The organism is Caulobacter flavus (assembly GCF_003722335.1).
GTDB classification, from domain to species: domain Bacteria; phylum Pseudomonadota; class Alphaproteobacteria; order Caulobacterales; family Caulobacteraceae; genus Caulobacter; species Caulobacter flavus.
On sequence record NZ_CP026100.1, the window covers coordinates 3432305 to 3454843 of the forward strand.

A 22539-nucleotide genomic window follows, 5' to 3' on the forward strand; every position below is an offset into this window, starting at 1 on the left:
TCCGCCCCTTCGTCACGACAAGACGGGCCCGCGACAACGGCGCCCGAACATGGGTGGGAACGGCGGCATGGAAACAAGCGCGCCCCTGGATATCGTCATCGTCGGCGGCGGCACGGCCGGCTGGATGGTGGGGACGGCGCTGGTCAGCGGGCTTCGTCCGCATCAGGCGCGGGTTCGCCTGGTGGAGTCCGACGAGATCGCCACGGTCGGCGTCGGCGAGGCCACGATCCCGGCCATGCGCGACTACAACCGCTTCGTCGGCATCGACGAGGTCGAGATGATGCGCGAGACGAACGGCACGTTCAAACTCGGCATCGAGTTCCTCGACTGGGGCTTCAAGGGCTCGTCCTACCACCACCCCTTCGGCGTGCACGGCGCGGGCATCGGCGGCGCGGGCTTTCACCATCACTGGAACCGGGCGCGCCTGGCGGGGCACGACCTCGATATCGAGCAATTCTCCTACGCCATCGCCGCGGCGCGGGCCGATCGGTTCGAGTTTCCCAATCCCGATCCCGACAAGATCGATTCCACCTACAGCTACGCCTACCACTTCGACGCCAGCCTCTATGCCAGGTACCTGCGCAAGGTGGCCGAGGGGCGGGGGCTGAAGCGCACCGAGGGCAAGGTCGTCGACGTCACGCGTGATCCGCTCTCGGGCGACGTGGCCTCGATCACCCTGGCCTCGGGCGAGGTGGTCAAGGGCGACTTCTTCGTCGACTGCACGGGGTTCCGCGGCCTGCTGATCGGCCAGACCCTGGACAGTCCGTTCGAGGAATGGACCGACTGGCTGCCTTGCGACCGGGCATGGGCCGTGCCCTGCGCCCGCGCGGACCGCTTCACGCCATTCACGCGCTCGACCGCGCGGGAGGCCGGCTGGCAGTGGCGTATCCCTCTGCAGCACCGCACGGGAAACGGTTACGTCTATTCCAGCCGCTACATCAGCGACGACGAGGCGGCCGCCACCCTGATGGCCAATCTCGACGGCGAAGCCCTGGCCGAACCGCGCCAGGTCCGCTTCAAGGCCGGACGGCGCACCGCGTCCTGGACGCGCAACGTCATGGCCGCGGGTCTGGCGAGCGGTTTCCTGGAGCCGCTGGAGTCGACCAGCATCTACCTGATCCAGGTGGCGGTGATGAACCTGCTCAAGCTCTTCCCGGGCAAGCGGGTCGAGCCGGCCCTGGTCGAGGAATTCAATCGCCGGGTCGACATGGAATACGACCGGGTGCGCGACTTCCTGATCCTGCACTACCACGCCAACACCCGGACCGACGGCGAGCTCTGGAAGCACTGCCGCGAGATGGAGATCCCCGAGAGCCTGAAGCACAAGCTCGAACTGTTCCGGCATCGCGGCGTCGCGCCGAACTACCACGACGGCCTGTTCGCCCTGCCGAGCTGGATCTCGGTGCTGCTTGGGCAAGGCGTACTGCCGGGCGGCTACGACCGCCTGGTCGACAATGTGCCGCTGGCCCAGGCCCTGGCCGAAATGGAGCGCCAGCGGTCGGCGATCACGCGGCGGATGCCGGCCATGCCGACGCACGCCGACTTCGTCGCCAGGCACTGCGCCATTTCCGAGCGTGCGGTCGCGGAGGCCGTGGCATGAGCCGGCCCGTCCACACCGTCGTGGTCGTCGGCGCGGGGGCGCCGCTGTGGCTGACGGCCCTGGCCTTGCGGAAGGCCTTCGGGGCGGGAGGGCTTGCGGTGCGGGCCATCGAGACCGCGCCGCCGGCGCTGGGCCTGTCCCACGCCGGCCTGCCGGCCCTGGGCAACCTGCACCAGTTGCTTGGCCTGTCGGAGGCTGAACTGGCCCGGCGCTGCGGCGCCGTTCCGTCCCTGGGACAGAGGTTCGCCGGCTTTTCGGGCGACGGGACGTCCTTCCTGCACCCCTACGACACCCACGGTCACTCGGTCGACTATGTGGATTTCGTCCATCATTGGGTCCTGGCTCGCAGGCGAGGCCTGAAGACCGCGCTGGAGGATTTCTCGCTGGGCGCGGCGGCCGCCAAGCAGGGGCGCATCGTCGAGGGCGACGAGCCTGGCCGGCTGTCCTCTCCCGGCGTCGGCCTGCACGTCGACGCGACGGCCTACGCCGCGCTGCTGCGCCAGCGGGCTCTTGCGGACGGCGTCAGCATCGAGCAGGGCGCCGTGACCGACGTCGAGCGGACCGGCGAACGGATCGACGCGGTGGTGACGGCGGGCGGCGCGCGGGTCGCCGGCGACCTTTTCGTCGACGTGGGCGACGGCGCGTTGATCGGCCAGATGCCGGGCGCGGGCTTCGAGAGCTGGAGCGCCTGGCTGCCGTTCGATCGGGTGCTGCCGCTGGCCGGGCAACGCCTGGGGGTCTTGCCCGCCTATGCCCACGTCGAAGCCGTCTACGGCGGCTGGGTCGGGCTCTACCCCCTGCAGGACCGCACCGCTGGTCTGGCGGTCTACGACAGCGCGGCCATCGACGCCCAGGCCATGGTCCGCCAAGCTAAAGGTGTTTCGTCCCTCGGCTGGCGACAGGGCGAGGCGCAGTTCCTGAAACCCGGCATGCAGGTTCGGCCCTGGATCGGCAACTGCGTGGCGCTGGGGCCGGCCGCGATCGCGCTGGATCCCTCCGACGCCGCGCCGCTGCACGCCCTGCAGGCCGGACTGTCGCATCTGGTGACGCTGTTCCCGGCCGACGTCGACGGCGGTCCCGAGGCGCGGGCCTACGGCGCGGCGATGGCGGCGCATGGCCGGAGCCTGCGCGACTTCCAGGCCATGCACTATCACCTGAGCCGCCGAAGCGGCGCGCCGTGGGAGGCCGCGCGTCAGGCCCAGCCGCCGGCCGACCTGGCCTACAAGCTGCGCCTGTTCGCCGCCCGAGGAGTCGTGCCGACCCGCGAGGACGAGGCGTTCCAGCCCGCCAACTGGGCGGCCTGTCTCATCGGCCACGGCGTGATCCCCCAGGCGCACGACCCCCTGGCCGAAGGCGTCAGCGAGGCCGAGCAGATCCAGATCTTTCAGAAGATCCTGGGCCGCATCGCCGCCGATGTCGGACGCATGCGTCCCTTGGAGGTCAAGCTGGCCGCGCTGATGCAAAGGCCAGCGGCGCCGGGGCCCGCGCCCCTGCGGTTCACGTGAGCGGGGCGATCCGAAACATCGTCGTCGTCGGGGGCGGTACGGCCGGCTGGATGACGGCGGCGGCGTTGGCTCAGACCGTTGGGACGCGTCGCTACTCGATCACCCTGGTCGAGTCGGAACAGATCGGCACGGTCGGGGTGGGCGAGGCGACCATCCCAATGATCCTGCTGTTCAACAAGGTGCTGGGTCTCGACGAGGACGTCTTCATCCGCGAGACCAACGCCACGTTCAAGCTGGGCATCGAGTTCGTCGACTGGCGGCGCCTGGGGCATCGCTACTTCCATCCTTTCGGCCTGTACGGCGCCGACATGGACGGCGTCGGCTTCCAGCATTTCTGGCTGCGCTGGGCGCGCGAGAGCGGCGACTGGCGCTACGACGCCTTCAACGCCGAGACGCTGGCGGCGGCCGACGGACGGTTCATGCGCACGGCGCCGACCCCGAACCTGCCCAAGATCAACTACGCCTTCCAGTTCGACGCGGCGCTCTATGCCGCTTTCCTGCGGCGCTACGCCGAGGCCAGGGGCGTGGTCCGCGTCGAGGGCAAGATCGCCGGGGTGGAGCGCGACGGCGAAAGCGGTCACGTCTCGCGGCTGGTGCTCGACGACGGCAGGGCGATCGAAGGCGACTTCTTCGTCGACTGCTCGGGCTTCCGGGGCCTGCTGATCGAAGAGACGCTGGGCGCGGGCTATGACGACTGGAGCCGCTGGCTGCCCTGCAATCGCGCGGCCGCCATGCCCTGTGAACGCGCCGGCGAACTGACGCCCTACACCCGGGCAACGGCCCGCGAGGCCGGCTGGCAATGGCGGATCCCGCTGCAGCACCGCACCGGCAACGGCTATGTGTTCTGCGACGCCTTCATCGCCGAGGACGAGGCCGTGCGCAGGCTGGGCGAGCGGCTGGACGGCGCGGCCATGGCCGACGCCAGGATTCTGAAGTTCACCGCCGGACGCCGCCGCAGGAGCTGGATCGGCAACGTTCTGGCCATCGGCCTGTCGAGCGGTTTCCTGGAGCCTCTGGAGTCGACCAGCATCCACCTGGTCCAGGCCGCCGTCGCCAAGCTGCTGACGCTGTTTCCGAAGACCGGCTTCGATCCCATCGTCGTCGACAAGTTCAATCGCGAGATGGCGCTGGAGTACGAGCAGGTCCGCGACTTCATCATCGCCCACTACAAGGTCGGCGAGCGTGACGACACGCCGTTCTGGCGCTGGTGCCGCGACATGGTTCCGCCCGACAGCCTGGCCCAGCGGTTGGAGGTGTTCCGCACGCGCGGCGAGGTGCTGATCGATCAGAAGGAGCTGTTCAAGGAGACCAACTGGTTCGCCATACTGGCGGGGCAGGGGCTGTTGCCCGACGACTATCACGCCGTGGCCGACACCCTGTCGTCCGAGGAACTGCGCCTGCGCATGGGCCGCATCCAGGCGGCGATCAACGAGCGGGTGGCCGGCATGCCGCCGCACGACGTCTATCTCGACAAAGCCGGCCTGCTGGGTGCGGCGGCCCGCGCCGCCAGGAGCGTCCCGGTCTGACTGGTCCGACCATTTGTCGAATTGGTATGACTTCCAGTTTGACAAATCGCCCTCCGTACCGCGAATGCTAGCGGTAACAAGCGTTCAGGCGCGGGGGAGCGGGAGGTTCGGGTGAGAGGTTTCAGCGCCTGGCTGGGAACGAGCATTGCGATGGCGGCGCTGACGGCGGCGACCATGGCGTCGGCCGAGATCCCCCGCCTCGAAAAGCACGGGACCTCGGCTCGTCTGGTCGTCGACGGCAAGCCTATGCTGATCCTGGGCGGCGAACTGGGCAATTCCAGCGCTTCCAGCCGGGCTTACATGGCGGCTCATTGGCCACGCCTGAAGGCGATGCACCTCAACACCGTGTTGGCCCCCGTCTCCTGGGAACTGATCGAGCCCAAGGAGGGCGTCTACGACTTCTCCAGCGTCGACGACCTTCTTGCCGACGCCCGCGCCCAGGACATGAAGCTGGTCCTGCTGTGGTTCGGGGCCTGGAAGAACAGCATGTCGACCTACGTTCCGGCCTGGGTGAAGCGTGACCAGGCCCGCTTCCCACGTGTGCGGGCGCAGGACGGCTCGACCGTCGAGATCCTGTCGGCTTTTTCCGAAGACACCCGAGCCGCCGACGCCAAGGCCTACGCCGCCCTGCTGGCCCACCTGAAGACGGTGGATAGCGACCGCAACACCGTCCTGATGGTTCAGGTCGAAAACGAGATCGGCATGTTGCCCTCGGCGCGCGAGCACGGCACGGCGGCCGATGTGGCCTATGCCGGCCAGGTTCCGGCCGCCCTGATCCGGAAGTTGAAGACCGGCGGCGAGGCGATGGAGCCGGAGCTGCGCGATCTCTGGAAGCGCAATGGAAGCAAGGAAAAGGGGACCTGGGCCGCCGTGTTCGGCGGCGACGAGGCCGGACAGGAGGTGTTCACCGCCTGGTCCTACGCCCGCTACGCCGAAGGCGTCACCGCCGCTGGCAAGGCGGCCTATCCGCTGCCGATGTACGTCAACGCCGCGCTGAACCGCACGGGCAAGAAGCCGGGCGAATATCCCAGCGGCGGGCCGCTGCCGCACCTGCTCGACGTCTGGAAGGCCGGCGCGCCCAGCCTCGACCTGCTGTCGCCCGACATCTATTTCCCGAACTTCAACGACCTGGCCGCGCGTTTCGTGCGGCCCGACAACGCGCTGTTCGTGCCCGAGGCCAACAACGCCAGCGCTCCGGAAACGCCAGCCAACGCCTTCTACGCCTTCGGCAAGCTCGACGCCCTGGGCTTCTCGCCCTTCGCCATCGAGAGCGTCAACGCCGAGGAGCACAGGGCCATCGCCGGCGCCTACGACGTTCTGCGCCAGCTGACGCCGGCGTTGCTGGCGGCCCAGGGCAAAGGGACCATGGCCGGCTTCAAGCCGCGGATCCTCGAGGACGGGACCGTGCTGGACGCGCCGGTCAGTCAGGTGATGGGCGACTATCGCTTCGAGGTCGGCTTCATCGACCCGTGGACGCCGAAGGCCGCGCAGAAGCCCGGCGCCCATGGCGGACTGATCATCCAGGCGGGACCGGAGGAGTATCTGATCGCCGGTCGAGGCATCGTCGTCACCTTCGCCGGAGCCGGCAAGGGGCCGCCGCTGGCGGGGATCGACAAGGCCGAGGAGGGCGTGTTCGATCCGGAGGGGCGCTGGGTTCCCCGCCGCCTGCTCAACGGCGACCAGACCCACCAGGGCCGGCACATCCGCCTGGCTCCCGACCAGTTTCAGATCCAGCGGGTGAAGTTCTACCGCTATCGCTGACGTGAACGGGACCTCCGGAACCCGCCCGGAGGTCCCGCGCCGTCAGAAGCTGTAGGTCACGCGGGCGTAGTAGTATCCGCCGTTGATCCCGAACGGCGAGAAGCTGGGATAGAGCGCCACCCCCGGATTGCCGGCCGCGATCGATGCGGCCGTACCCGCCGGGTTCAGGGTCTCAGGATAGATGTCGAATAGGTTGTTGGCCCCGATCGCGGCCTTGACGCTGTCGGTGACCGCGTAGGCCAGCTCCAGGTCGGTGATCAGGTGCGTCTTGATGCGGTCCTTGAAGTAGGTCCCATTGACGTTGGTGTAGGCCCAGGCCGGACCGTAGAGCGTGTTGGTCAGGTTCACCGTCCAGCGGTCCCTGGCGTAGACGCCCGTCAGGTTGGCCTTGTAGCGGGGCGAGGCGTGCTCAAGGAACGCGATCGCCGCGCGGTCGTAGAGCACGGCGCTGCCCAGGCCCGAGGGCGGCGTGGCGATCCGCGTTACCTTGGTCTGGTTGACGTTGACCCCCAGGGTCCAGTCGATCTTCCCGAGATCGCCCAGGTCGGTCCAGGTGGTGGCCAGGATCTCGACGCCGCGGGTGCGGGTGTCCAGGCCGTTGGAAAACAGGTTGATGCCGGTGGTGCCGACGGTGGGGTCGAGCACGTTGCCGTTCGCCGTGATGGCGTTGGTGATCGCCGCATTGACCACCGAGCCGCCGATCTTGCCGTAGAGCGCGCCGCTGCCGACGATGCGGTCCTCGATCTTGATCTGGTAGGCGTCGATGGTCAGAGAGACGCGGGGCAGGGGCTCGGCCACGATGCCGAGGCTGAGATTTGTCGACTTCTCGGGATCCAGGCCGTCCAGGCCCAGGAGCCTGGCGCCCGGCGAGCCCGGCGGCAGCTGCACGAAGGCGGTGGTCGGCGAGACGTTGGTGGCCGAGTAGTAGAGTTCCGCCAGCGTCGGGGCACGGAAGCCGCTGCTGACCGTGCCGCGCACCGCGAAGGCCGGGGAGAAGTCGTAGCGTCCGGTCAGCTTGGCGATGTCGGCCGAGCCGAAGTCGCTGAAGTCCTCGTGGCGGACGGCGAAGTCGAGCTTCAGGTTCTCGACCGGCGAGGCGGCGAGGTCGGCATAGAGCGCCCAGCTGTCGCGCTTGTGCTTGCCGGCGTCGGTCAGGGCGAAGCCGGGATAGGACTGCGAGCCGGACTTGTAGCGCGCCGCCGCGTCGCCGGCCTGGATTTCGTAGCGCTCGTTGCGCTGCTCGGCGCCCAGCGCCAGCGTCAGCGGCGAGGCCCAACCGACTTCGAACTCGCGGCTGACGTCCAGATTGTTGGTCCACTGGCTGGAGATGAAGTCGCCGGCGTGGAACTCGGTCGGGGCCGCGCCGGTGTCGGCATAGAGCTGCAGGTTGGCCGACTTGCGCACCCGCACCTCGTGGTCGTCGCGGCCATAGGTGCTGGAGAGATCGTAGCGCCAGCCGCCCAGAGCCTGGCCCTTGATCCCGCCGGTCAGGGCGTAGTCGGTCTCCAGCGTCTCCAGCATCGGACTGAAGCCCTTGGGGTAGATCGCCGGCAGGCGATTGGGCAGGCGATAGTTCTCGTAGGCCGTGGCCTTCTTCACGCCGTAGGTGCCGAAGCCATAGACCTCCAGCGCCTCGCTGGCCTTCCAGCCGGCCGACACCGTGCCGGCCGTCAGCTGGTAGCGGGCGTCGCCGGCTATACGGTTCACGTACGGATAGCCGGGCAGGGCCGACGGCCAGCTCGGATTGGCGGCGACCGCGGCGGGGGCGATGATCCGTGCGTCAGGCGCGCCACGGAAGCTGAAGTCGTGGAAGCGGTTCTCCAGCGTGACGTTGACATGAACGCCCGGCGCCGGGGCGAAGCCGGCGTTGGCCGACAGGCTGTAGGTCTCGCCGTCGCTCTCGTAGTAGGCGCCGCCCGTGGCCGAAGCGGTTCCGCCGTGGTCGTCGTCCTTGAGGATGATGTTGATGACGCCAGCGATGGCGTCGTTGCCGTACTGGGCCGCCGCGCCGTCGGTCAGCACCTCGATCCGGGCGATCGACGCCGTCGGGATGAAGTTGAGGTCGGCCGCCGCTGAGCCCTGGTAGGCGCCGGCCAGCACGGCGAGGTTAGCGGTGCCATGGCGGCGCTTGCCGTTGATCAGCACCAGGGTCTGGTTGGCGCTGACCCCGCGCAGACGGGCCGACAAGGTCAGGTTGGCCGCGTCGCCGCCGAAGGCCTGGGCCGTGAACGAGGGCACGAGATTGCTGATCGCCAGGCGCAGATCGATCTGGCCGGTGCGGGCCAGGGCCTCGTCTCCGATCACCTGCACCGGCGCGGCGCTATCGACTGCCCGCACGCCGCTCTGGCGGGTGCCGGTGACGATCACGCCCTCGACCGAGGCGGCGTCGGGCGCGGCGGGCTCCGGCGCGGGTCCGGCGACGGCGGCCGCGCCCCACAGGGCCGACGTCAAGGCGAGCGCCGACGCGCCCAGAATTTGGGTTTTCATCCTATCCCCCGATGAAAGCTTCAGATTGTTGGGATGCGCGATTGGCCAGGGAAGCGGCCCCGTCGCGCGGCGGGTTCCGTGGTCGCTCGCGGCCCGTCAGCGGGTCTTGGCGGCGACGAACTCGATCTCGACCAGGGCGCCGGGCAGGACGAGACCGGCCACCTTCACCGTGCTGCGCGCCGGCCTGTTGGGCTGGGCGGCCGTACCGAACGCCTCGCTCCAGGCCTTGTTGAGGCCGGCGAAGTCGATCTCGCCGCCCTTGGCCGGATCGCCGACCAGGAAGACGGTGGCCTTGACCACGTCGCCATGACCCAGGCCCTCGGCCTTCAGCGCCGCCTCCAGCTTGGAAAGGACCGAACGGGTCTGTTCCTCGGTCGTGCCGGGTTTGGCCTTGTCGGCGATGGTCGGCAGGGCGCCGCTGAGAAAGACGAGCTCGGTTCCGGCGGGCACCGCGACCGAGGGGGTGATGGCGATCGCGCCGGACGACGGCGCGCGGCGGATTTCGGCCGCTGCCGCGGTCGTGGCGAAAGCCGAGGCGAGCAGCAGGGCGAAGGCGAGCTTGCGGATCATGGACGGGTCTCCGTTCGGGAAAGGGTTAGGCGGTCGGCGCGGACGCGCTGGGCGATCAGGCCGACGGTGCGGCGCGCGGCGGCGACGCCCCCCTCCTGCCAGCTGGGCAGCTGCGACAGGTGCGCGCCGGACAGGAAGACCCGTCCCTGGGGCTGGTTGAGCAGGGCGTAGGCGGCCGGGTCGTTGCCGTCGCCTTCCCAGTGGATCCAGGGGCCGAGGTTGAAGGTCTGGCGGTTCCAGTCGATCACCAGCGGCGCCGACAGCTCGCGGCCCTTGCCGGGATGCAGCTTGTCGATGGCGGCGCGGGTCAGGGCGACCTGGTCGTCGAAGTTTCGGGCCTGGAAGGCGCGGGCGGCCGCGCCGACGGTGTAGGCGCCGACCAGCAGGCCGCGCGGCTGGTGGAAGCCGCCGCTGGGGTACCAGACCAGGGTGGTCTCGCCGCCGACGAACGACAGGCCGCCGTAGATCTGCTCGGCCTCCCAGAAGCGAGGCGCGTCGAAGGCTACCTTGGTGGCGTTGTCGTATCGGGCCCCGGCGATGGCCGCCTTGACCTCGCCCGGAAGGTCGTTGGCGACATTGGCGAGGATCGGCAGCGGAACGGTGACGACGAGATAGTCGGCGGCGAGCCTGCGCGCGGTCCCGCTCTTGCGGTCGCGGATCGCCACCTCGGCGACCTGCGGCGTCTGGCGAAGGGCGGTGACCTCGGCATTCAGCAAGACTGGCCCCTTCAGGGCCTTGGCCAGGGCCTTGGGGATCGCGTCCATGCCGCCGGTCGGCTCCAGCATGGTGGCCTGCATGAGGATGTTCTCCTCGAACAGGGCGTAGGGCAGGGTGTCGTCGGACAGCAGGTCGCGCAGCGGCAAGGGGGCTCGGGCCACCCCGCGCTGGTCGGCCGCGCCGGGCGTGGTGACGTAGCCCGACCGCTCCGAGCCCCTGTAGGCGCCGCCGGCGTCGAGATCACCATAGGTCTTCAGGAAGGTCAGCAGGCGCTCCCTGTCCGGCGCGGTGAGCTCCTGATCGAGGCCGCCGCCGCGCGTGGCCTTGGCCAGCAGCTCGGAAAGGCCGCCCCGCAGGTCGTTGATCGCCTGGCGCTGCTGGATCGGCTTGCCGCCGAACGCCGTGTCCGACTGCAGCAGGCTGCTGCGGCTGGAATTGACCTCCACCTCCAGCGGCACGTCCAGCGCCCTGGCGTAGGACAGCACGCCCTGGTGATGGCTGGGCAGACGGGCGGGACCGGCGTTGAAATAGAGGCCGGGCGAGAAGCCGGCGGTCTGCTCGGGACGGTCCAGGGTTTCGACGCGGTCGCCGCCGCGGATGGTCCAATTGCGGCCGCCGACCCGTTCGCGGGCCTCGACCACGGTGACGGCGAAGCCCGCCCGTTCCAGTTCATAGGCCGCGACCAGGCCCGCGATCCCCGCGCCCAGCACGACGACCGAGCGGCCCTTGCCGAAGTCGCGCGGCAGGCCGGGCGCCTCCTGGGCGAAAGCCGTGGAGGTCAGGCCCAGGCCCTGCAGGGCGGCATAGCCGGCGGCGAAGCCTCCGAGAGCGAAGGCGCGGGTGATGAACGAACGACGGCTGACCAAGATTGAGAACGCCCCGAACCAGGACCTCCCCAAGAAGCGGCCGCCGCCGAAGCGGCGGCCAGAGTGAACGCGGGGAAGTCGCCAAAGAAGGAGAGCGGCGCATCGCGTCGCCTCCGAGCGGTATTCGGCTGCCGAGGTGGTGACTCTTGGTATTCAGAAAAACTGCGTTCGCTTCAGGCTTGTCTTTCAGCGTTGTCGCGGAAAAAGTTTGTGCATTGAATTTGATGGCCATTCGCGTCGTTCATGCACATGGAGCGGATCTTATGAGTAATTCTGCACATATTGATGAGCCGCCTGTCGTTGAGCGGGCGTCATGAACCCTGATGAGCGCGGCGGCTACATCGCCCAGCGCAGGCCCAGGCGGAGCTCCCGACCCGTGTGGTGCCGATAGGTCGGGATCAGCGTCCGGTCGCTGAATTGCCGCTGGCGGGCGTCGGCAAGATTGGCGGCTTCGGCCGACAGGGTCAGGCGTGGCGACAGCGTCAGCTTGGCGGCCATGTCCAGCGTGGTCAGCGGGTCCACGCCGTCCACGTCGCCGCCGTTGGGGGCGGGAATGGTGGCGAGATAGCGGCTGCGATGGCTGAGCGCGGCGCGCACCTCCAGACCTGGTCGCTGGTAGGTCAGGCCAAGGTTCGCCGCCACGCGGGGGGCGCCGAGCGCGTCCTGCATGTCGACCCAGACGCCGGTCTGATCGAGCAGCCGGACCTTCGTGCGCGTGTAGGCCGCCGCGCCTTGGACCGTCCATCCCGCGCCGAGCGCAGCGCGGGCCGAGATCTCCATGCCGGTCAGCCGGCCGGGTCCCGAATTGATCGGCTTGGAAAACTGCCAGATCGGCAGGTTGGGCGAGCAGTCGCGCGCCGCGCCGCAGGCCGCCGCCGCGACGCTGTCGGGCAGACCGAACGGGTTGGCCGAGAAGGGGGCGGGCCGGGTGCTGGTTCCCTGCACCGTCGTCGCGATGGTCTTGCGGTAGACGGCTGTCGACAGCTGGACTCCCGGGCGGGGCCGCCAGTCCAGCGACAGGTCGAAGGCGTCTGCGCGCGTGGGGCGCAGGTCCGGATTGCCCGACGCGGCTGACTTGGCCCCCGTGGTGGACACGCTGACGCCGGGCCTCAGGCTGATCAGGTCGGGCCGCACCATCACCCTGGCCGCGCCGAACCGGACGACGGCCTCCGGCGAGAGGCTCCAGGCCAGGTTCAGCGACGGCAGCGTCGACCAGTAGTCGTTGGAGGCGCTGGTCCAGCGCGCGACGGCGTCCGCCCCTACATCCAGTCCGGCCGCGTCGATCCTGGTGTGGATCACGCGCAGGCCGGCTTCGCCCCAGAAGCGGCGCGAAGGAGAGCGGGGCAGGGCCAACTGCAGGAAGGCCGCGTCGGAGCGTTCGGCGACGTCGTAGTTCAGGCCGGCGACTGGACCAGCGCCCAGTTCGAACCCCGGACAGCCGCCCGTCGCGCAACTCGCCGCGAGGGTCGCGCGGGTGTCGATCGCCAGCCATCCCGCCGGCGCGCCGGTGACGCCGAAGTCGACGCCCTGGCCGACCAGACGGACGTAGTCGCCGACAGCCAGTCCGCGCAGGCCGGATGGCAAGTCGGCGTTGATGTTGCCGATCCCGCCGTCTGACCGCATCCGCGCCGAGCCGACATTTCGGTAGGTCTTGGCCAGCACGCCGACGCGCCAGCCCAGCGGTCCGGATCGGTTCTCGAGGTCTAGCGCCAGGGACCGGTAGCTGTTGTCGACCCAGTTCGGATCGGAGCGGAACTCGCTGATCGTCCAGGCGTCGGGCGAGGCGAGGGCGGCGTCGCCGAAGTTCAGCGCCGGGCGGTCGCCGTCGGAGAAGTCGTAGGCGAAGCCGTCGACGTCGAACTGTTCGAGATAGAGCGTCTGCTGCACGGGGTTGCTGAAGTCCGAGCGGCTGAACCCGGCGAGAAGCCGCCCTTCGAGGCCTTCGCGAAACCGGTGTGTCGCCGCCAGGGTGGTCTGGCGGAAGATGGTGTTCAGTTCGTCGCGGCGGGCCTCCGAGCGGATGTCGACATTGTCGAACCGGCCGGCGATCAGCACCGGCTTGCGGCCGCCGAATAGCGCGATGTCGGCATCGGCGACGACCACGGCGTTGATGCCGCAACGGGGATCGGGCGGGGCCGCGCAGGCGCCGGGCGTGCGGAAGGTGAAGCTCTCCAGCAGGTTCTCACGGCGGCTGGAGCGCAGTTCGGCGTAGATCGTGTCCAGCGCGATGCGGGTGGCGTCGCCCGGCCGCCATTCCAGGGATCCGGTCAGGCCCAGGCGGTCCTGGTCGATCTGCATCAGTTCCAGCCTGGGGATGCGGGCGTGCAGGGCGGCGTTGACGGCGGCCAGGTCCAGCGGCGCCGCGGCCGATCCGAAGCCTGGGGCGACGGCCACGCCGGTCTCCCACTGGCCCGCGCTGGCACCGGCCTCGACCATTGCGCGGCCCGAATAGGCGGCCGAGACGAGCAGGCCCAGCCGGCCGGCGGCGTCGCGTCGCGACACTACGGCCGACACGCGCGGCCGGGCTTCGCGCGACAGGGTCTGGTAGCCGCCTTCGACGATGAACACCGCGTGGCGGCGAGGCAGTTCCAGGGGCGATCGGGTGCGCATGTCGATCGTGGCGCCCAGCGAACCCTCGTCGACGTCGGCCGAAGCGGTCTTCTGCAGCCGCACCTGCTTGAAGAGGTCGGCGGCGAAGATGTTGTAGTCGAAGGCGCGGCCGCGATTGGTGCCGCCCACGGCGTTGCTGGCGCCGAAGGTGGCCAAGGTCTCCATGCCGTTCACCCGCACCCGGGTGAAGCGGCCGCCGACCCCGCGCACGGCGATCTGGCGCGCTTCGCCCGCCTCGGGCCCGGCCGTTACGCCCGGCATCTGCCGCAGGGCGTCGCCGAGGCCAAGCGCGCCGGCGCCGCGAAGCTGCTCCTCGAGCAGGACGTCGACCTGGGCCGGCGTGTCGCGGGCCTGCTCGGTCGCGGGCTCGGCCAGGGGGCGGGCCAGTACGCTGATCGGGGTCACCAGGGTTGGTTCGTCGGCGTGTTGGATCGAAGGGCGCGCGGCTGAGCGCGGGGCGGTGGGAATGGCCTCGGCCCGGCGTTTCAGGGTCACGACGCCGGAAGGCGAGAGCGAGAAGTCGAGGTCCGAACCGGCCAGCAGCGCTCGCAGCGCCTGGCTGACCGTCATCGATCCCGACAGGCCTGGCGCGCGGCGTCCGGCGGTCAGGGCGGACGGGGCGGCGATCACCGCGCCCGTGCGGGCCGACACCGTCAGCAACGCCGTGGCGAGAGGCTGGGCCGGCTGGTCGAAGGCGAACGACCGTTCGGGCGCGGCCGCCAGGGCAGGGGCGGCCGCGAGCCAGCCCGCCGCCATCGCTCCGATCGCGGGAGCCGCCCTCATCGCGCCGAGGTCGAGGTTCCAGGGCGGACGTCGATGGTCCGTCGATCGCCGGAGGTCGTGACGCTGACCGGCAGGATCTCCGGCAGGCTGGCGATGAACCGGTCGGCCTGGTCGAGTTGAAAGCTGGCCGTGACGCGAAGGGCCGCCGCGCGCGGGGTGACCCGCAATCCGCCATGGCCCCTGGCCACGAGGTCGGCGACCACGTCGCCGAGCGGCGCGTCGGCATAGGCCAGGCGTCCGGCCCGCCAGGCGGCGGCTTCGGTCGGGGCGGGCAGGCGGCCCGCCTGGGCGCGACCGTTCTCGACCAGCACGTAGTCGCCGGCGCCCAGCCTGGCGATCTGCCGTCGCGCCTTGCCCTGATAGACCGCGACGCGTCCTTCCTCGACCGCCACCCGGACCTGGCCGCTGGGGCTCGTGCGGGCGTCGAACCGCGTGCCCAGCACTTCGACCTCCGTCGCGCCGACCACGACCTGGAAGCGGCGTCCGTCGGCCTTGCGCACCGAGAAGAACGCCTCGCCGCGCTCCAGAACGTAGCGACGGTTGTTCCAGCGCGAAGCAGGCGCCAGGCGACTTTGCGGCGCCAGCACCGCGGTGCTGCCGTCAGCCAGGGCCACCTGCCGCGCCTGGCCGCCAGCTTCCAACGCAGCGGGAGGCTGCGCCACGAAGATGCCGGCGACCAGGCAGGCGGCCAGCGCTGTCACCCCGCCTATCCAGATCGCCGGTCGGGCGAGAGGGGGTCGTCGGGATGCCTGGAGAGGCGGGCGGGCCAGGGCCTGGATTTCGCTCAGCGCCAGGAGCACGGCTTCGGCCTCGCCATAGGCGCGGGCGTGCCGGGGATCGTCGTCGAGCCAGCGGCGCAGCGCGGCCGACCGCTCCGGCGGGAACGGTTCGCCCGTCACCGCCAGGGCCCAGGCCCGAGCCTCCCGGCCGATCGGCGAGTCAGGATCGACGGATGCGTTCACGCGACAGGCCTTTGAAGTCGGTTCGATAGTCGATGACGCCGCGCGTCAGGGCGCGCTGGCAGACGGCGGTGGTTTCGTCGATGGTCTTGCGGACCAGGGCCTCAGAGACGCCTTCGCGACGCCCGATCTCGGCAAAGCTGAGGCCCTCGATGCGGCTGGCCGCCAGATAGCGGCGGTGCCGGTCAGGCAGACCCGCCACCACCTTCTCCAGCAGCTTCAGGTCGTCGCGCGCGATCAGGGCGCGTTCGACGTCCGGCGCGTCGTCCGGCTCCAGCGCGGGCGCCGAGGCGTCCAGCAGGCGGGCGGCGCGCTGGCGGTGGCGGCGACCGTCCAGGGTCAGGTTGATGGCGACGCGGAAGACGAAGGCGCGCGGGCTTTCCAGTGAACGGTCCGAAGGCCGCTGCCCGAGCTTGAGAAAGGCCTGCTGGGCCACGTCCTCGGGATCGGGCGGGCCGGCTCCGAACCGCGCGCGCAGGAAGGCGCACAGGTCGCCCCAGTCCTGGGCATAGGCGCGCCGAAAGGCCGATCGGTCTTTCCACTGCTCGGCCCAATGCTCAGCAACATCGCCACGAGCCTCTGGCCGCTCCGCCCTCGACACGGGGTCTCCCCAAACATCCGGCCTCGCCGGTTGGGCGGACGATGCTGGCGAAAGTCCGCCCGATCAATGCACCGCGAAAAATTATGCGCGGACGATGATTTTCTTGTGCGGATCAGGGCTCGCCAGGCGTCGTTCAATGTCGGCAAGAAAAGCGGAGAAAATCTCCGCATTTATTTAAGTTACCGGTACCTTTTTCTCTTTTCGTGTCGATTGCGACATGCTTATTTCAATCATGACACCGGTGGCTATCCGGGCGAGACGGTCGACAAGGCCGCATCATGGGAAGGGGAGGCGGTTCGATGAACAGCTCTGCGCGCGACTCGGGCGCTGCGCCGCATGGCCGGTCCGAGGCCGACGAGCGGCTCGCCGAGGAACCCGTCTTCGACATCGCCCGCGCCTTCCAGACCGATGTCGGCGACATGCTCACCCGCTCGCTGTGCCGTCAGATCCGCGCGGCCCTGCTGGAGGGCAAGGTCGTCGACCTGCCCGGCGTCGGCCGCTTCGAAATCCGCGACAAGCGCCGCTACGGCCTGGTCAATCCGATCAACGGCGTTCGCGCCGATCTCGGCGGCGAGCGCGCCGTCGTCTACAGGCCCGACCGCAAACTGCTGCGCGACCTGAATTCTTCCCGAGGCGATGTCTGATGAGCGTATCCGTCCGTAGCCGCCGCTTCGGCGTCGTCTCTCTTCTCGTCCTGGGTTTCGTGACGGCGCCCGCCGCCGCCCTGGCCCGCGCGGACGCCTTCCACGACGTGAACCTGTCGCCCGAGGCGCGCGCCGCCGACCTCGTCTCGCGCATGACGCTGGAGGAGAAGGCCGGGCAGCTCAAGCACGCCGCGCCGGGCATTCCGCGCCTGTCCGTTCCCGCCTTCAACTGGTGGAGCGAAGGGCTGCACGGCGTGGCGCGGGCCGGCGAGGCCACGGTGTTTCCGCAGGCCATCGGCATGGCGGCCACCTGGGACGTTCCCCTGATCCAGGACGTCGCCGACACGATCGCCACCGAGTTCCGCGCCAAGTACGTCGAGAAGCGCGGCGCGGACGGCAGCTCGGGCCAGTATCGGGGCCTGACCGTCTGGTCGCCCAACATCAACATCTTCCGTGATCCGCGCTGGGGCCGGGGCCAGGAGACCTGGGGCGAAGACCCGCACCTGACCGCCGAGTTCGGCGTCGCCTTCGTCCACGGCCTGCAGGGGAGCGATGCCAGGCACTACAAGACCGCCGCCACCGCCAAGCACTTCGCCGTGCACAGCGGTCCCGAAGCCGACCGTCACCACGACGACATCCATCCGTCCAAGCACGATCTGGCCGACACCTACCTGCCGGCCTTCGAGGCGCTGGTGAAGCGCGGCAAGGTCGAGTCCGTCATGTGCGCCTACAACGCCGTCGACGGTGTTCCGGCCTGCGCCAGCGAGTTCCTGCTCAAGGACACCTTGCGCGGCAAGTGGGGCTTCAAGGGCCACGTCGTGTCGGACTGCGCGGCCATCGCCGACGTCTTCCTGCCGACCTCGCACAACTACGCCAAGACGCCGGCCGAAGGCGTGGCCGTCAGCCTGAAGGCCGGCACCGACCTGATCTGCGCCGAGTTCGGCCTGAACAAGAGCGCCGAGATCGGCCCGATCGTCGATGCGGTGAAAGGCGGTCTGCTGACCGAAGCCGAGCTCGACCAGGCCGTCCGCCGCTTGTTCGTGGCCCGTATCAAGCTGGGCCTCTTCGATCCGCCGGCCAACGTGGCCTATTCGAAGATCACCCCGGCCGACAACGACACGCCGGCCAATCGCGCGCTGTCGCTGAAGACGGCCCAGGCCTCGATGGTGCTGCTGAAGAACGACGGCCTCCTGCCCCTCAAGGCCGCGCCGAGGCGTATCGCGGTGATCGGTCCCAACGCCGACAGCCTCGACGCCCTGGTGGGCAACTACAACGGCACGCCCTCAAAGCCGGTGACCGTGCTGGCTGGGATCCGCGCCCGCTATCCGGACGCGGAGGTGACCTTCGTCGAGGGCGCGGGCCTGGTCGGCGCGCCGATGAACACCCTGCCGAACGACGCGCTGTGCGCCGACGCGGCCTGCGCGACCAGGGGCGTGAAGGTCGAGACCTTCCAGGGCCTGGAGCTGGCCGGCGAGGCCAGGGCCGAGAGCGCCGCCAACGTCCAGGTCAGCTGGGGGCGGCCGCAGCGTGAGAAGCGCCAGACGTCCACGCGCTGGACGGGTTTCCTGAAGCCGGCCGAGAGCGGCGTCCATCGCTTCACGTTGCGCGGCGAGGGCGGCTATCGGGTGATCGTCGACGGCAAGGTCGTGGTCGACGCCTGGAAGCGTCCGGCCGACGCCACGCCGGAGGGGGCCGTGACCCTGACCGCCGGCCAAGTCCACGCCATTACCGTCGAGGCCTGGCAGGACGGCGATCGCGGCGACCAGCGCCTGACCTGGAGCAAGCCCAGCCAGGGCGCCGAGGCCGCTGTCGCCGCCGCCAGGGACGCGGACCTCGTGCTGTTCGTCGGCGGACTGACCGCCAAGCTGGAGGGCGAGGAGATGTCGGTCCGCGCCCCGGGCTTCGCCGGCGGCGACCGCACCCGCATCGACCTGCCCGCGCCGCAGCAGGCGCTGCTGGAGGGACTGCACGCCACCGGCAAGCCGGTCGTGCTGGTGCTGATGAACGGCTCGGCCATGGCCGTGAACTGGGCGGACGAGAAGCTGCCGGCCATTGTCGAGGCCTGGTATCCGGGCGGGGAGGGCGGACATGCGGTGGCCGGCCTGATCGCCGGCGACTTCAACCCGTCGGGCCGGCTGCCGCTGACCTTCTATCGCTCGGCCGATCAATTGCCGCCGTTCAAGGACTACGGCATGGCCGGGCGCACCTATCGCTATTTCGGCGGCGAGGCCCTCTATCCGTTTGGCCACGGCCTGAGCTTCACCAGCTTCAAGTACGGTCAGCCGAAGGTGGCCAAGTCGGTGAAGGCCGGCGAGGCGGTGAAGGTCAGCATCGACGTTACCAACAGCGGCGCTCGCGACGGCGACGAGGTCGCCCAGCTCTACGTTTCGCGCGGCGCAGCCGGAGCGCCGGTGCGCTCGTTGAAGGGCTTTCAGCGCGTGGCCTTGAAGGCCGGCGAGACCAGGACCCTGACCTTCGACCTCGACCCGTCGGCCCTCAGCATCGTCGACGCGGCGGGCGTGCGTTCGGTGGAGACGGGCCCGGTCGACCTCTGGATCGGCGGCGGCCAGCCGGTGTCGCGTCCAGGCCTGGCCAAGCCTGCCGGGGTTTCCGCTCGGTTCGCCGTCACCGGCCGTAAGGTGCTGCCGTGAAGCTCGATCGCCGCTCCTTCCTCGCCGCCGGCGGCGCGGGCCTCGCCGCGACCGGCTTGGCCTCGGCCGGATCCGCGTCGGCCGCGGACCTGCTCACCGTGCCCGACGAGGGCTGGAGCCTGTGGATCGACCAGGCCGCGCCCTGGAAGGACGACGCGCTGCACCTGCCCAGCGCGGTCGACCTGACGAGTCTGCCGGTCAATCCTCCGACGGGCGGCTGGGTCGCGCTGAAGGCGGCCGACGCGATCGCCGTCAGCCTTCCGACCACGGTCGAGGAACACTTCTGGGGCAAGTTCGCCTCGCGGCCCTATGGCGCCGACGAGTACCGCTACGCCGAGGACGACGACGTGCCGCGCTACGGCGCCTACAAGGGCGTCTCGTGGTGGTCGCGATCGATCGACATTCCCGCCAGCGCCAAGGGCAAGCGGGTGCTGCTGAACCTGCGCGGCGCGCGGCTGCGGGCCGAGGTGTTCCTGAACGAGCGGCTGGTCGGCTACTCGATCATGTCGGAGCTGCCGTTCAGCTGCGACCTGACGGCGGCGATGCGGCCCGGCGAGGCCAACCGCCTGGCGATCCGCATCACCAATCCCGGCGGCCGGTTCGACTGGCGCGACAGCACCACCATGGTCTGGGGGAAGGTGAAGCTGTTCGCCTCGCACGGCTTCGGCGGCCTCGACAGGGGTGTGACGCTCAGCGTCCATCCGTTGACGGCCCGCATCGACGACGCCTGGGTGCTGAACACGCCGCAGCCGCGCACGGTGACGGCGTTCATGGACGTGGTGCTGGAGAAGCCGGCGGCCGATCCCGCGAAGCTGCGCGCCAAGGCGGCCGCCACGCTGGTGGACGACCAGGGCGCGCCGGTCGCCGCCGACATCAGGCTCGAAGCCCTGGAAGCTCTCGAAGGCGGTCGCCGCCTGCGCGCCCGGTTCACCGTCAGCGCGCCCAAGGCCGAGCTGTGGGACCTGGATGCGCCGCGCCTGCACCGCCTGCGCTTGTCGTGGGCGGAGAGCAAACGTGAGACCGATACCCGCGAGGTCCGGTTCGGCTTCCGCTGGTTCGGCGTCGAGGGCGTGGGGACGGATGCCTTGCTGCGGCTGAACGGCCGTCGCATCCGCCTCTACTCGGCGATCTCCTGGGGCTATTGGGGCTTCAACGGCTTGTGGCCGACCAAGGAGCTGGCGCGCCGCGAGGTTACCGCCGCCCATACGCTGGGCCTCAACGCGCTGCACTTCCACCGCAACGTCGGCAAGCCCGAGGTCTTCCAGGCCATGGACGAGATGGGCCTCCTGCGGGTGATGGAGCCGGGCGGCGGGCGCCACGCCATCGGTCGCGACCTGAAACCGGGCGAGAGCCTGAACCCCGCCGACGCCTTCAGCCGCCAGTTCATGGTCGAGAAGTGCCAGGCCATGGTGCGGGCCTTCCGCTCGCATCCGTCGCTGGCCCACTACACGCTGCAGAACGAGATCGGCGCCAACCTGGCCAATCCCGACGTGCAGTTCGTGCTCAAGGCCATGCACGACCTTGACCCCAGCCGGGCCGTCATCCTCAACGACGGCTTCGTCAAGCGCGGCGCGGCCCAGGCGATGTACCTGCCGTACAACGACCACTACTTCCGCTCGGACGTCGAGGAATGGGGCGGCTGGTGGGTGGAGCACCAGGGCGCCGGCGACCAGTGGTACGACCGCTTCTACGCGTCCAAGGACGACTACATCCACATGCAGAAGGGCAAGCCCTTCATCGTCGAGTTCGGCGAGATGCAGGGATGCGCCGTAGCCGACAACCACGTGGCCATGGTCGCCGAGATCCTGGCCAGGGGCGGCAACAGCTACGACCTGGAAGACCACAAGGTCATCGTCGAGCGCACCAACGCCTACCTGGATCGCTGGGGCTTCCGGAAGGCTTTCCCGACCACCGAGGCCCTGTTCCTGTCGGTGGGGCGCAAGGCCTACGAGGCCTGGCGCAACTACTTGGAGAACATCCGCCTGGGCGAGACCGTCGACGTCGCCGCCATCTCGGGCTGGGAGAGCACGGCGATCGAGAACCACTCGGGCATCGTCGACGTGCTGCGGGGCTTCAAGGCCGATCCGACGCTGATGAGCCAGAGCCTGCGACCCACCTTGGCCGTGGCCAGGCCGCGCAAGCTGGCCTATGCGCCCGGCGAGGCGGCCGAGCTCGACATCTGGCTGTTCAACGACACCGGCAGGCCGATCACCGGCGAACTGGCGCTCGGCATCGTCGGGCCGGACGGCGTCGAGCGCGCCGCGGGGCGCTGGCCTGCGCCCGCCCACGAGCCCGACCGGATGTCGTGGCTGGTGGCCGAGAGCGTCCGCGCGCCGGCGTTCGAGCGAGAAGGGCGGCATGTCGTCCGTATGACTTTGGCCGGTTCGGGACAGGTGGTCTCCGACCGCGAAGTCTGGGTCGCCGCGCCCGCTGGCGGCTCGCGCCGCAAACTGAGGATCGCCGTCTCGGGCGTCGCGAAAAGCCTTCGCGTGCAACTGGAGAAGCAGCCCGGCGTCACGATCGAGGAGTTCAAGGCCGGCGTGCGCTACGACGGGATCGTCGCCTCGGGCCTGAAGGCCGACGAGATCGTCCGCCGTCAGGTCGGCGAGCAGACCGGCCTGGAGGCTCAGCCGAAGAAGGGCGAGAAGCCGCAACTGGTGCTGGGCGAGCTGCCGCCCGACGTGCTGGCCGCCGTCTCGGCGGGAACGCCGCTGCTGGCCGTGGTGCAGGAGGAGGGCCTGGCCGAGGGCGTCGCCAGACAGCTCGCCGGCCTTGGCCTGTTCTCCTACGCCGGACAGGTCGGCGGCCTGCGGGCGCCGTGGATGGGCAACTGGAACTACGTCCGGGCGCATCCGACCTTCGCCGGCATTCCGTCCGACATGGCCATGAGCGTGCTGCACCAGGTCGAGGGGCAGCCCTCGAACGGCCTGCTGGTCGACGGGGAGGGCGTCGAGGTGATCGCCGCCTACAGCCGTGACCACGACCGCCACAACGGCGCGGCCAGCTTCATCGCGCGCAAGGGCGCGGCGCGAGTGCTGGTCCATCGCCTGCCCGACATGGTCGCCCCGCTCCAGACGCGCTGGCTGAGCAACGCGCTGGACTGGCTGGCGGCCGATCCGATCACGAGCCCAGGAGGGTGAGCGACGATGTCTAGCGCCTAGAGCCGAGACCAAGGCGGCGGTTCGCCGCCGTCCGTGAAGACCAAGAGATCAGTGCGGGCTTTCTCGCCGCCGGGCCCCTGGCGCGGCGAACGGGAGCG

13 protein-coding genes are annotated in these 22539 nt (G+C 69.9%); 7 read left to right on the plus strand and 6 right to left on the minus strand.

Annotated features, from left to right (window positions below):
- Positions 1-67 precede the first annotated feature (67 nt).
- The 4 genes from C1707_RS15855 to C1707_RS15870 all read left to right on the plus strand — a co-directional run bounded on the left by C1707_RS15855 (position 68) and on the right by C1707_RS15870 (position 6392).
- On the plus strand, positions 68-1600 hold the full coding sequence (locus tag C1707_RS15855; RefSeq protein WP_101713502.1) for a tryptophan halogenase family protein: 1533 nt from the start codon (positions 68-70) through the stop codon (positions 1598-1600).
- Positions 1597-3105, plus strand: a complete 1509-nt coding sequence (locus C1707_RS15860) for a tryptophan 7-halogenase (RefSeq protein ID WP_101713501.1) — start codon at positions 1597-1599, stop codon at positions 3103-3105. The genes C1707_RS15855 and C1707_RS15860 overlap by 4 nt, the downstream gene beginning before the upstream one ends.
- On the plus strand, positions 3102-4631 hold the full coding sequence (locus tag C1707_RS15865) for a tryptophan halogenase family protein (RefSeq protein ID WP_101713500.1): 1530 nt from the start codon (positions 3102-3104) through the stop codon (positions 4629-4631). Before C1707_RS15860 ends, C1707_RS15865 begins: the two co-directional genes overlap by 4 nt.
- Positions 4632-4781: 150 nt before the next feature.
- Positions 4782-6392, plus strand: coding sequence for a GH35 family beta-galactosidase (locus tag C1707_RS15870; protein ID WP_101713499.1), 1611 nt, complete (start codon positions 4782-4784; stop codon positions 6390-6392).
- A gap of 42 nt (positions 6393-6434) precedes the next feature.
- On the opposite strand, the gene C1707_RS15875 is transcribed toward C1707_RS15870, so the two are convergent.
- From C1707_RS15875 to C1707_RS15900, 6 genes are all read right to left on the minus strand, one after another.
- Entirely contained in the window at positions 6435-8879 is a 2445-nt protein-coding gene (locus C1707_RS15875) for a TonB-dependent receptor plug domain-containing protein (protein ID WP_101713498.1), read from the minus strand.
- Positions 8880-8975: 96 nt separating this feature from the next.
- On the minus strand, positions 8976-9449 hold the full coding sequence (locus tag C1707_RS15880) for a Rid family hydrolase (protein ID WP_101713497.1): 474 nt from the start codon (positions 9447-9449) through the stop codon (positions 8976-8978).
- Complete coding sequence (locus tag C1707_RS15885) at positions 9446-11032, minus strand: flavin monoamine oxidase family protein (protein WP_164467369.1); 1587 nt, start codon at positions 11030-11032, stop codon at positions 9446-9448. Before C1707_RS15885 ends, C1707_RS15880 begins: the two co-directional genes overlap by 4 nt.
- 336 nt (positions 11033-11368) lie before the next feature.
- A complete protein-coding gene (locus C1707_RS15890) occupies positions 11369-14398 on the minus strand; it encodes a TonB-dependent receptor (RefSeq protein WP_164467370.1) in 3030 nt (1009 codons plus the stop codon).
- A gap of 23 nt (positions 14399-14421) precedes the next feature.
- Entirely contained in the window at positions 14422-15387 is a 966-nt protein-coding gene (locus C1707_RS15895; protein WP_101713494.1) for a FecR family protein, read from the minus strand.
- Positions 15365-15985 carry an RNA polymerase sigma factor gene (locus C1707_RS15900; RefSeq protein WP_101713493.1) on the minus strand — a complete coding sequence of 207 codons (621 nt, stop codon included), beginning with the start codon at positions 15983-15985 and terminating at the stop codon, positions 15365-15367. The genes C1707_RS15895 and C1707_RS15900 overlap by 23 nt, the downstream gene beginning before the upstream one ends.
- 299 nt (positions 15986-16284) lie before the next feature.
- On the opposite strand from C1707_RS15900, the gene C1707_RS15905 reads away from it, so the two are divergent.
- From C1707_RS15905 to C1707_RS15915, 3 genes are read left to right on the plus strand one after another with little or no spacing between them, the layout of a single operon-like run.
- Positions 16285-16629, plus strand: coding sequence for an HU family DNA-binding protein (locus tag C1707_RS15905; protein WP_101713492.1), 345 nt, complete (start codon positions 16285-16287; stop codon positions 16627-16629).
- Entirely contained in the window at positions 16629-19280 is a 2652-nt protein-coding gene (locus tag C1707_RS15910; protein WP_205686770.1) for a glycoside hydrolase family 3 C-terminal domain-containing protein, read from the plus strand. The genes C1707_RS15905 and C1707_RS15910 overlap by 1 nt, the downstream gene beginning before the upstream one ends.
- The gene (locus C1707_RS15915; RefSeq protein ID WP_101713491.1) at positions 19277-22420 is read left to right on the plus strand and encodes a sugar-binding domain-containing protein; all 3144 of its coding nucleotides are present in this window, start codon (positions 19277-19279) and stop codon (positions 22418-22420) included. Before C1707_RS15910 ends, C1707_RS15915 begins: the two co-directional genes overlap by 4 nt.
- The last annotated feature ends 119 nt before the right edge of the window (positions 22421-22539 follow it).

Coding starts and splice junctions, on each gene's coding strand:
- C1707_RS15855 (WP_101713502.1), top strand. CDS start 68: ATGGAAACAAGCGCGCCCCTGGATATCGTCATCGTCGGCGGCGGCACG.
- C1707_RS15860 (WP_101713501.1), top strand. CDS start 1,597: ATGAGCCGGCCCGTCCACACCGTCGTGGTCGTCGGCGCGGGGGCGCCG.
- C1707_RS15870 (WP_101713499.1), top strand. CDS start 4,782: ATGGCGGCGCTGACGGCGGCGACCATGGCGTCGGCCGAGATCCCCCGC.
- C1707_RS15875 (WP_101713498.1), bottom strand. CDS start 8,879: ATGAAAACCCAAATTCTGGGCGCGTCGGCGCTCGCCTTGACGTCGGCC.
- C1707_RS15880 (WP_101713497.1), bottom strand. CDS start 9,449: ATGATCCGCAAGCTCGCCTTCGCCCTGCTGCTCGCCTCGGCTTTCGCC.
- C1707_RS15890 (WP_164467370.1), bottom strand. CDS start 14,398: ATGGCGGCGGGCTGGCTCGCGGCCGCCCCTGCCCTGGCGGCCGCGCCC.
- C1707_RS15905 (WP_101713492.1), top strand. CDS start 16,285: ATGAACAGCTCTGCGCGCGACTCGGGCGCTGCGCCGCATGGCCGGTCC.
- C1707_RS15910 (WP_205686770.1), top strand. CDS start 16,629: ATGAGCGTATCCGTCCGTAGCCGCCGCTTCGGCGTCGTCTCTCTTCTC.